The organism is Streptomyces sp. NPDC050703, from assembly GCF_040654435.1.
In the GTDB taxonomy this organism is placed as follows: Bacteria; Actinomycetota; Actinomycetes; order Streptomycetales; family Streptomycetaceae; genus Streptomyces.
Map to the genome: position 1 here is coordinate 31,518 of NZ_JBFAHX010000057.1, position 9,487 is coordinate 41,004.

Here is a 9,487-nt window from a genome sequence, read left to right on the forward strand (position 1 = left end):
ACCGCCGACCCAGTCCACGAGGTCACGTGCACAGCCCGCGCGGACGCGGGCACAGTGGCAGGTCTTCGGACTCGTGGGCGCGTCCGCCGAAAGGGCGGACACCTACCGGCCGTCACTTCCCCGGCCCTGGTTCGGGCCCAGTGATCTCGACGGCTTCCGTTCCCACTCACCGCTGCGGGACAGTCCCGGATTCGCACCGGGTTCCCTCTTGCGTCGCGCGACGGGCGGACGGGAGGCGCGAACCGACTGCGTTCAGCAGCGTAGGGGCGCTCGTACTTCTGCGACAGAGGGGCTTCAGCGGTTGTCTTGAAAGTGGAGGGGAGGCAGAGACAGATGGGGAACCAGTGCGCTCGTCGTGACAGCTCTGGCCGGATAACCCCTCTGGGATCGCCGCCCCATCAGCCAGACTTGTCGCCTCACGACACACGCACAACCGTGGCCGCGGTGGCCCGTGCCCGGGAGGCCCCTGATGACGTCAGAAGCGAGGCCGGACGAGGACGGGGCGGTGGCGCCGCCCGCACGGCCGCGGCCTCCCGGGGACCGGGTCGCGCTGCGCGGCGATCTGCGGTCCGCCGTGCCCGACGCGACGGCGGCGGTGGTGGTGGTCACGGCCCTCGTGTTCGCGTTCCTGTGGGCGCGCATGGAGTCGGGTGCGTCGGACACCGTCGCGGTCATGCCGTTCATGGACGATCCCCGCACCTACTGGATGTACCTGCTCAGCCAGGCCTTCGGCTGGTCGGGGCTGCTGTGGGCCTGGGGCACGGTCATGATCGGCCTGCTGCTCTCGGGGCCGCGCCCCGCCCGGCTGCCCGCTTCCCGGCAGGTCCTTGAGCGCTGGCACCGCACCACGAGCCTCACGACGATGGCCCTGATGGCCGCGCACGCGCTGATGTTCGCCGCGGAACTCGTGCGCTACGAGACGCGGTTGGCGTGGGCCGAGCGGCTGTGGGCGGGCTTCGCGGACGCCTTCGTGCCGGGCTGGTACGACTCCGGCACCGGCAGGATCGCCATCCCGCTGGGACAGGGCGCCCTCTATCTGGCGGTCCCGCTGGGCCTGCTGTTCTACGTCCGGCACCGCATCGGCGCGAGAACCTGGCGCCGACTGCACCGCTTCGTGATCGCGGTCTACGTACTGAGCGTGTGGCACACCCTGCTGTACGGAACCAACGTCTGGTACGGGGAGTGGCCGCGCACCGTCCTGTGGCTCCTCCAACTGCCGGTCGCCGCCCTGCTGTTGCTGCGCCTGGTGAGACCCGCGCGGCGGGCCGAACGGCTGGGCCCGCCGGGGGGAGGCGCGGACGCGGCCCGTCCGGCCTGGTGGGCCCGCGCGGCCGGACGCGTCGTGGCCGGAGCCGTCGTGGTGGGGCTGGTCGTCGTGGTGGTGTCCGGCCGTGACGGCGGGCGGGACCGCCCGGCCCATCCGCCCGCGACGGCCCCGCACGCCCAGGAGACGGACTGACGGCCGGCACGCGGCGCGGTTACCCGGGCCGGCCTCGGGCATAGTGGCACCGATGAGGAGCCACCCGGCGAAAAGGGGCCTCGCGACCGTGCGAAGGGAACGCAGCGCATGAACGGTGACGGCACCTACGACAGCGGCCGGATGACCCAGTGGCTGCTGGAGACCGACTCCCTGGAGCAGTTCCTCCAGACCCTGGCCGACGCGGCTCTGGACATGACGGGCTTCGCGGGCGCCGGGGTGACCCTGGAACGGGACGGCCGGCCGCTCACGGTGGTCAGCGCCGGGCCCCCGGCGCCGGACCTGGACGAGAAGCAGTACGGCCAGGACGACGGCCCCTGCCTGCATTCGCTGCGCAAGGCCGAGGAGGTCGCCGTCCGCGACATGGCGGCCGAGACCCGCTGGGGCGACTACCCCGCGTACGCCGTGTCCCGCGGCATCCGCTCCTCCCTCTCCCTGCCGATCGCGGCCCATACGCACACCGCCGGGGCCCTCAACCTCTACGCCGCCCGGCCCGACGCGTTCGCGGAGGTCGACATCGGCGCCCTGCGCTCCCTGGCCGCCGAGGCCACCGGAGGCATCGCCGTGGCCCGGCGGATCAGCGAGAACCAGGAGTTCGCCGAGCAGATGCGGACCGCCATGCGGTCCCGCGGCATCATCGACCAGGCCCTGGGCGTCGTCATGGGCCAGCGCCGCTGCACCGCCGAGGAAGCGTTCGGCATCCTGCGCTCCGCCTCTCAGCGCCGCAACGTCAAACTCCGTGACCTGTGCGGGGAACTGCTCACCAACCTCACGGGCCGGCCCCCCACCGAGCCCGACATCCGCTTCTGAACCCCCGCCGCCGCGCCGCGGACCGCTCGGCGGGGACTACGGGCGCTCGTCGAAGGAGCGGCGCGCGGCGCGGCGGCGCAGCCGCAGGGGCAGCGCGTACCAGCAGATGCCGAACCACAGCATGACCGCCGCGGCCAGGGCCTCGGCGAAGGGGCCGGGGAGCACGATGCGCAGGATCAGCAGCAGGGTGCAGCCGATCGTCAGCGCGAGGAGGACCATGCCGCACATCATCAGGCGCCCCGCGGTCTCCACCACTTCGTCCTTCATGCGCTGGCCCGACAGGAAGCGGTGCAGGGACACGGGCGCGATCAGCGCGCCTGTGGCCGACGCGCCGAGGAGCACGGTGGCGACGTAGACGGCGCGGTCGAACGTGTCCAGCTCCCGGAACAGGGGGGTGAACGCCACGCTGAGCAGGAATCCGAAGAGGATCTGCACGCCTGTCTGGGCGACCCGCGTCTCCTGCAGGATCTCGTGCCAGCGCCGGTTGACCCTCTCACGCGCCGTCTCCGGCGCCGCGTCGTCCTCGTTCCGCTCCACCGGCTCGGCTGATCGCTCCGTCATGGTCATGGCATCCTCCCGTGTCCGGCAGACCGGATGCCCCCTCCGTCCCCTTCCATGCAGGTCGGGCTCCTGAAGGCGGCGACCACCGGGGACGGCCGCCGCGTCAGGAAGGCGCCCGCAGGCGGACGATGACGGGTCGAGACAGTGCCCCGCCGCCGGACACCGAGCCGACGCCCCAGACGTGCCGCGTTCCCGGGACCGGGGCGTACGCCGCCAGGGCCGGCTTCCGCGCGCAGCGGTCTTCGGCGCGCGGGCGGGACCGGACCGGGAGGCAGGGCGGCCCGGCGATGTGCCGCTTCCCGCCGGACGCCGTCAGATAGCGCTTCGGGCCGAGGAACAGGGTGTCCGCGGCCGCGCCGGTGACGCAGCACGGCAGGCCGTCCTCCTGCCACCGGGAGCCGTCCCAGCGCAGCGCGAGCCCCGCGGAGTAGGCGTCCGTGTCACCGCCCTCGCTGGTCACGTCCCCGAAGGCCAGCACCTGGCCGGTCGACAGGACGTGCACCCCGGTGAGTTCGCCGGAACGCGGGTCGTCCCGGGGGCCCGGAGGCAGCGGGGGCACCGGCGTCCGCGTCCAGCCGTCGCCGTCCCGGCGCATGGCGGCGGGCGCGGCCGTACCGGTGTCCGCCGCTGTGGACCCCACGGCCCACAGGTCCCGCCCCGGCCCGCCGGCCAGCGCCCGCGCACGGTCGGGCAGCCGGACGGCACGCCACCGCCGCCCGTCCCAGTGCCGGGCGGTGGCCGTCCCGTCGACGGCCCAGGCGTCCTCGGGGCCGACGACCACCGCGTCCGTCACGACCTGGGGGAAGTCCTCGGGAAGGTCCACGGTCCGCCACGCCGTGCCGTCCCAGTGGGCCGCGAGCGGGGGGCGGCTGCGTTCGGGCGCCGTGAGGACACCGGCGAACAGCCACACGTCACGCGGCCCGGAGCCGGCGAGCCGGACGGAGGGCAGCTCGTCGAGGCGGCGCAGCCGGGGCGGCAGGCGGTAGGGACGCCAGGTCTTCCCGTCGTAGCGGAACAAGAAGGTGCGCTGGTCGTCGACCTGTCCGGTGACGGGGGTCTTGCCCACCGCCCAGGCGTCGTCGCCGGAGGAGGCGACGATGTCGGTGAAGGCGGCGTTCGTGCGCGTCCCGGCGTAGTCGTAGCGCCAGCCGGCCGCCGACCGGTGCCCGTCCCGGGGCGGAGGCTCGTCACCCCCCGGCGCGGAACCACAGCCGGCGAGTGCCAGCAGGACCGCGAAGAGGGCGGCTGCGCGATGTGCGGCGGACATGTCGTTCCCCCCTGACCCCCGCCGGCCGGCCCCCTGGCGCGGCGACTCCGGTGGCCGGGGAGCGAGCGGGAGTCTACGTGGTAGGACAGGGCGTTGCAGGCGAACACCCGCCCCGCGCCGGCCGCCGCCACCACCGCGCCGCCGAGGGCCGGCCCCACGGCGCGGGCCAGGTTCATGTTCACGGCCCCCAGCGCCGCCGCCTGCCCCGGCTGCCCGCGCTCGACGAGTTCGGGCTGGACCGCCTGCCAGGCCGGGCCCATCAGCGCGGTGCCGCAGCCCAGCAGGAAGGTGAGACCGAGCAGGCGCTGTGCCCGACGAGCAGCCACTGGGCGCCGACCGCCTGCATCCACGTGCCCGTGTTGGAGACCAGTTGTGCGATCCACAGCGCGCGGAAGGCACGCACCGCGAGTGGCGCCCAGGCCGAGTCGGCCGGAGCTTCACGCGGCGGGCCTGGTCCATGCGGGGCCGGAGGCCGCCAGGCGGTGGGTGGCCACCGAGGTGACGACGAGCAGGACCAGGACGACGACCAGGATGTGGAGGAGTTCGGCGTGTCCCAGGAGCAGGGCTCCGACGAGGGCCCCGAGGAACATGGCGAGCACGGAGAGAAGGCGCCGGCCGGGCCGGGGGGTGGGTCCGCCCGCGGGGGAGGAGTCGGCGGCCAGTCCCGTCAGGGTGAGCGTCAGGACGGTGGTGGTCAGGTCCGGGACCCCCAGGCGTCGTGCGACGGCGTTCTGCATGCCCATGGCGATGCCGAGCAGCACGATCAGGGTGTAGCGGGCCGGGCCGGTCACCTCGCCGTGCGTGACGACCAGCGCGCCCACCGCACCGGCGACCAGGACGGCCTGGACGGCGGTCGCCGTGGTCAGCAGCCGGCCCCGGTGCGCGGCGAACAGGGTGCCGAACCGCCCTCCCGACACAGCTCCGACGAGGAAGGACGCCATCGAGACGAGGGACGCGGCCACGGACAGGCCGGGTGCGCCCGCCAGGGCGAAGCCCAGGAAGACCACGTTGCCGGTCATGTTGGCGACGAAGACCCGCCCGAGCGCCAGATAGCTCACGGCGTCTATGAGGCCGGTCACCACTGTCAGCACCAGCATCAGCGGCGGCAGGGGGCCGTGCCGGTCGTCCTTCGGGGGGACGAGTGTGTGGGCGGCGTCAGTCAACAGCCTTCGCATGCCCCGTCCTTTCCTTCGTGGTCCCGCCGCTCACCGCGGGATCGTCGAGCAAGGTGCGGGTGAGCAGTCCGCTGACCGGGCCGACGACGATCGCCGGCACGGTGATCCACAGCGGCCAGGGGACCGGCCCGAGGAGGTGGTCGAGGGACCAGCGCCCCGGGCCGGTGAGGGCCACGGCCGCGGAGACGGTGACGAGCACCAGCGGGTACTCGTAGCCGTCGTTCTGCACCCACAGCCCCTTGTGCCGCTTGACGGTGCCGGCCACCGTCATCACTCCCATGGCGGCCATGGCCGCCAGCGGGGTGAGGAGGCCGGCCGCCAGGAACAGGCCGGCACCGATCTGGCTGCCGCCCGCGGCGAGGGCGGTGAGCCTCCCGCCGCGGAAACCGTCCCGGCGGAACTCCTCGGTCCCGCCGGCCAGTCCGTCGCCTCCCAGCCGGTGACTGACCTTCTGCACTCCGTGCCCGGCGATGAGGAGCCCCACCACCAGCCGGAGCACCAACAGTCCGCTGTCCATCGCGCTGTGTTCCTGTTCCTGACGTCCGTCGTCGATCGGGTGGAGGGCGTCAGCCGGCGGCGTGCTCGCCGATGACGGCCTGCGCGTAGACGACCCCGAGACCGTAGGTGCCGCCGTGCTCCTTCACGACGTCCATGACCGGCATGTACGTCTCCGTACGGGCCCAGTCACGCTGGAGTTCGAGGAGCACCTGCACCCAGGTCACCGGCACCACGCCGGCCTGCACCATCCGCTGGACGGCGTGCTCGTGGGCCTGGGGGCTGACGCCGCCGGACGCGTCGGTGACGACGTAGACCTCATAGCCCTGAGCGAGCGCGGACAGGGCGGGCAGGACGACGCAGACCTCGGTCCACAGGCCGGCGATGACCAGCTTCTCGCGGCCGGTGGCCTTGACGGCCTCGACGAAGGCCTCGTCCTCCCATGCGTTCATGGTGCTGCGGTCGACGATGTTCTGACCGGGGAAGACGTCCGCGAGCTGCGGCATGAGCGGGCCGGAGAAGGACTCGGCGGCCACGGTGCTCAGGACCGTGGGAACGTCGAAGGCCCTGGCGGCCTTCGCCAGCCCCACCGTCGCGTTGATGATCGCGGTGCGGTCCCCGCTGCCGGTGCCGAAGAACATCTGCGGCTGGTGGTCCACGAACAGGACCGCGCAGTTGTCGGGCGTCAGCAGGTCGGGGCTGGGGGAAGCGGTGACCTCGGCGATGTTGACCATGGGTATGCCTTTCCGTCGAAGGTTGGCGGTCGCGGACGGTCGTCCGCGGCCGGGGAAGGAAGAGGGTGGGGCCAGGTGCTCGTGTACGCCTGGCTCAGAAGGAGAAGCAGGGGTCGAAGGCCGGGCCTTCGGTCTCGGGGACGAGGCCGCGGCGGGCGCGCCACTGCCGGTGCAGCTCCGACTCGGCGACGGCCTCGCCGAGGAGCTCGGCCTGGCGGACCCCCGGCCTGCCGGGGGCCGGTGCCGCCTGGTAGCCGCCGAAGTGCGCCACCGGGCTCCACCCCGGTGTCACCGGAGGCAGCAGCTCGTCGATGCCCTCGTACTCGCCGGCGGCGTAGACGATGCGACCGCCGACGACCGTCAGCAGCGCCTCGATGTGCGCGATCTCCGGGTCGGGAACCGTGAAGTAGTCCTCCGACAGGACGGTGAGGTCTCCGAGGCACCCCGGGCGCAGGACGCCCTTCCTGTCCTGCTCGCCGGTGAGCGCGGCACCGGCCGTGGTGAACATCTCCAGCGCCGTCTCCCGGTCCACCCTGTTGTGCGGCGGGTGGATGGTCAGATCGCCGACGGTACGGCCGGTGACCAGCCAGTGGAGCGCGAGCCACGGGTTGTACGAGGAGACGCGGGTGGCGTCGGTGCCGGCGCCCACGGTCAGGCCGCGGCCGAGCATCGCCCGGACCGGCGGCGCGTCCGCGGCGGCTCCGATCCCGTAGCGGCGGACGAACGCCTCGCCCTGGAAGGAGAGCCGGTTCTGCACCGACATGGCCCCGCCGAGGGCCACGATGCGGTCCAGGCTGTCGGCCGACACGGTCTCCGCGTGGTCGAACAGCCACCGGTTGCCGCCGGGGAAGAGACCTTCCGCGGCGAGCTTCTCGAACACGGCCAGGTCGCGGCGGATGGTCTCGTCGTAGGTGGCGTGCAGGCGGAAGCCCCAGCCGTTCTCCATGAGGAGGCGCACGGCCTTCTCGAACTCCACCTCGTAGTCCGGCGTGTGCTCGGGCCGCGGCTCGGCGAAGTTCTCGAAGTCCGCCGCCGCCCAGGTGAGATTCTCGCCGGCGCCGTTGAGGCGGAGCCATTCGTCGCCGTCCTCGGGCCGGACCATGCCGATCCAGCGGGTGAGGTCGTCGATCTCCTGGCCCGCGGTCTGGGGGAACAGGTGGTAGGCGATGCGCAGGGAGAGCGCTCCCTCCCTGGCCAGTTCCGTGACCGTCGCGTAGTTGTCGGGGAAGTTCTGGAACCCGCCCGCCGCGTCGATCGCCGACGTGAGCCCGAACCGGTTCAGCTCCCGCAGGAAGTGACGGGTCGACGTCTTGCGGTGCTCCTCGTCGAGGACCGGCGCCTTGGCCAGGGTCGAGTAGAGGATCAGGGCGCTCGGGGCCGCCAGCAGCATGCCCGTGGGGTCGCCGTCGCGTCCCCGCATGATCTGCCCGCCCCGTGGATCGGGGGTGTCCTTGTCGTAGCCCGCGGCCTTGAGCGCCGCCCGGTTGAGGATCGCGGACTGGTACAGGTGCAGGACGAAGACCGGCGTGTCCGGGGCGGCGGCGTTGAGTTCCGCGACCGTGGGCAGCCGCCGTTCGGCGAACTGCTCGGCCGACCAGCCGCCGACCACCCTGACCCACTGGCCCTTGGGAGTGCGGGCCGCCTGCTCCCGCAGCATCGCCAGGCCCTGGCGCAGGGTGCGGACGCCGTCCCAGCGCAGCTCCAGCACGTAGTTGAGGCCGCCGCGGATCACGTGCAGGTGGGCGTCGTTGAGACCGGGGATCATCCTGCGGCCGAGCGCGTCGACCACCCGCGTGGCGGGACCGACCTGCCCGGCCACGTCCTTGTCACCGCCGACGACGGTGATGACGCCGTCGCGGATGGCGATCGCCTCGGCCTGCGGGAGGCGGGGATCACCCGTATGGATCTTGGCGTTGCGGACGACGAGGTCCGCCGCGTCGTCGGTGGCGCGGGGAACCAGCCCGCCTACCGGCATCGTGGACACCTTTCGACAACCTCCTGCGGGGTGTACTGCGTGGAATGTGGCTGCGTGGATGTGGCTGCGTGGAATGTGGGTCGAGGCCGCGCGCACGGGCCCGACAGGGACGTCGGTGGCGAGGGGCACGGGCCTTTGTGCCGCGGCTGCTTCGTCGGTCACGCTATGCCGGTCGGGTCCGCCCCGGTCCCTGGTCAGCGCACCGCGACTTGCCTGGCAGCGCACGGGACACGTCGGGGTCGGCCGGCCCGGCACCGCGTCACGTCTGCGAGGTTCCGGGCGCCTCGTCGGGGCCGGGACCGGGGCCGGGGCTGAGCGCGGCGAGCCGTTCCTCGAACGGGGTGACGTGCGCGAAGGAGTCACGCTGGAGCGCCGGACGTGTGCCGGACACCCCGGACATGAGCGCGGCCAGCTCCCCGGCCGCGCGCCGGACGCGCTGTTCGAGCCCTGCGGCGCCCCAGTCCTCGGAGGCGGCGTACACGCCGGTGGGGACGACGACGGCCTTCAGATGAGCGAACAGGGGACGCAGCGCGTGATCGAGGACCAGCGAGTGGCGAGCGGTGCCGCCGGTGGCCGCGATCAGGACGGGTTTGCCCGCGAGGGCGCTGTCGTCGGTGGCGCCCAGGGCGTCGAAGAAGGACTTGAACAGGCCGCTGTAGGAGGCCGAGAACACCGGGGTGACGGCGATCAGACCGTCGGCCGCGCGCACGGCGTCGAAGGCGGCGGACAGCTTCTGCTCGGGGAAGCCGTTGGTGAAGGTGTGCGCGATCTCCCCGGCGAGGTCGCGCAGTTCGAGCACGTGGATGCCGGCGGGGGCCGGTTCCGGTGCGGTCGCGGCCGGCGCGGTGGCCGCGGCGAGGCGGTCGGCGAGCAGGCGGGTGGAGGAGGGGAGGCTCACTCCGGCCGATACGACGAGGAGTTTCATGCCGTGGCTTCCTTCCGGGGCTGGTGGTTGGTGAGGGCGGCGCGGGCGACGCGGGCGGTGTGGGTGGG

At 73.2% G+C, this 9,487-nt stretch carries 9 protein-coding genes, 1 pseudogene and 1 riboswitch; of the genes and pseudogenes, 2 read left to right on the forward strand and 8 right to left on the reverse strand.

The genetic code is table 11. The features are described from left to right. Window positions 1-59 precede the first annotated feature (59 nt). Window positions 60-210: riboswitch (cobalamin riboswitch) on the reverse strand. A 259-nt stretch (window positions 211-469) separates the two neighbouring features. Further along, the gene (locus AB0I16_RS32455) at window positions 470-1,459 is read left to right on the forward strand and encodes a ferric reductase-like transmembrane domain-containing protein (RefSeq protein WP_363253242.1); all 990 of its coding nucleotides are present in this window, start codon (window positions 470-472) and stop codon (window positions 1,457-1,459) included. Between the two features lie 108 nt (window positions 1,460-1,567). Next, window positions 1,568-2,287, forward strand: a complete 720-nt coding sequence (locus tag AB0I16_RS32460; protein ID WP_363253243.1) for a GAF and ANTAR domain-containing protein — start codon at window positions 1,568-1,570, stop codon at window positions 2,285-2,287. Between the two features lie 36 nt (window positions 2,288-2,323). On the opposite strand, the gene AB0I16_RS32465 is transcribed toward AB0I16_RS32460, so the two are convergent. The 8 genes and pseudogenes from AB0I16_RS32465 to AB0I16_RS32500 all read right to left on the reverse strand — a co-directional run bounded on the left by AB0I16_RS32465 (window position 2,324) and on the right by AB0I16_RS32500 (window position 9,419). Beyond that, window positions 2,324-2,854 (reverse strand): DUF6328 family protein, encoded by a 531-nt coding sequence (locus AB0I16_RS32465; protein WP_363253244.1) that lies wholly within the window; start codon window positions 2,852-2,854, stop codon window positions 2,324-2,326. Window positions 2,855-2,951: 97 nt separating this feature from the next. Next, window positions 2,952-4,115, reverse strand: a complete 1,164-nt coding sequence (locus AB0I16_RS32470) for a hypothetical protein (RefSeq protein WP_363253245.1) — start codon at window positions 4,113-4,115, stop codon at window positions 2,952-2,954. An 80-nt stretch (window positions 4,116-4,195) separates the two neighbouring features. After that, a pseudogene (locus AB0I16_RS32475) lies at window positions 4,196-4,542 on the reverse strand (MFS transporter); the annotation flags it as partial. A 10-nt stretch (window positions 4,543-4,552) separates the two neighbouring features. After that, entirely contained in the window at window positions 4,553-5,290 is a 738-nt protein-coding gene (locus tag AB0I16_RS32480) for a YoaK family protein (protein WP_363253246.1), read from the reverse strand. Further along, window positions 5,271-5,807, reverse strand: coding sequence for a DoxX family protein (locus AB0I16_RS32485; protein ID WP_363253247.1), 537 nt, complete (start codon window positions 5,805-5,807; stop codon window positions 5,271-5,273). The genes AB0I16_RS32480 and AB0I16_RS32485 overlap by 20 nt, the downstream gene beginning before the upstream one ends. A gap of 49 nt (window positions 5,808-5,856) precedes the next feature. After that, window positions 5,857-6,519, reverse strand: coding sequence for a hydrolase (locus AB0I16_RS32490; RefSeq protein WP_363253248.1), 663 nt, complete (start codon window positions 6,517-6,519; stop codon window positions 5,857-5,859). A 94-nt stretch (window positions 6,520-6,613) separates the two neighbouring features. Continuing rightward, entirely contained in the window at window positions 6,614-8,494 is a 1,881-nt protein-coding gene (locus AB0I16_RS32495; protein WP_363253249.1) for an amidohydrolase, read from the reverse strand. Window positions 8,495-8,753: 259 nt separating this feature from the next. After that, window positions 8,754-9,419, reverse strand: a complete 666-nt coding sequence (locus AB0I16_RS32500; protein ID WP_363253250.1) for a CE1759 family FMN reductase — start codon at window positions 9,417-9,419, stop codon at window positions 8,754-8,756. Window positions 9,420-9,487 lie beyond the last annotated feature (68 nt).

Coding starts and splice junctions, on each gene's coding strand:
- AB0I16_RS32490 (WP_363253248.1), bottom strand. CDS start 6,519: ATGGTCAACATCGCCGAGGTCACCGCTTCCCCCAGCCCCGACCTGCTG.
- AB0I16_RS32480 (WP_363253246.1), bottom strand. CDS start 5,290: ATGCGAAGGCTGTTGACTGACGCCGCCCACACACTCGTCCCCCCGAAG.
- AB0I16_RS32455 (WP_363253242.1), top strand. CDS start 470: ATGACGTCAGAAGCGAGGCCGGACGAGGACGGGGCGGTGGCGCCGCCC.
- AB0I16_RS32465 (WP_363253244.1), bottom strand. CDS start 2,854: ATGACCATGACGGAGCGATCAGCCGAGCCGGTGGAGCGGAACGAGGAC.
- AB0I16_RS32500 (WP_363253250.1), bottom strand. CDS start 9,419: ATGAAACTCCTCGTCGTATCGGCCGGAGTGAGCCTCCCCTCCTCCACC.
- AB0I16_RS32460 (WP_363253243.1), top strand. CDS start 1,568: ATGAACGGTGACGGCACCTACGACAGCGGCCGGATGACCCAGTGGCTG.
- AB0I16_RS32495 (WP_363253249.1), bottom strand. CDS start 8,494: ATGCCGGTAGGCGGGCTGGTTCCCCGCGCCACCGACGACGCGGCGGAC.
- AB0I16_RS32470 (WP_363253245.1), bottom strand. CDS start 4,115: ATGTCCGCCGCACATCGCGCAGCCGCCCTCTTCGCGGTCCTGCTGGCA.
- AB0I16_RS32485 (WP_363253247.1), bottom strand. CDS start 5,807: ATGGACAGCGGACTGTTGGTGCTCCGGCTGGTGGTGGGGCTCCTCATC.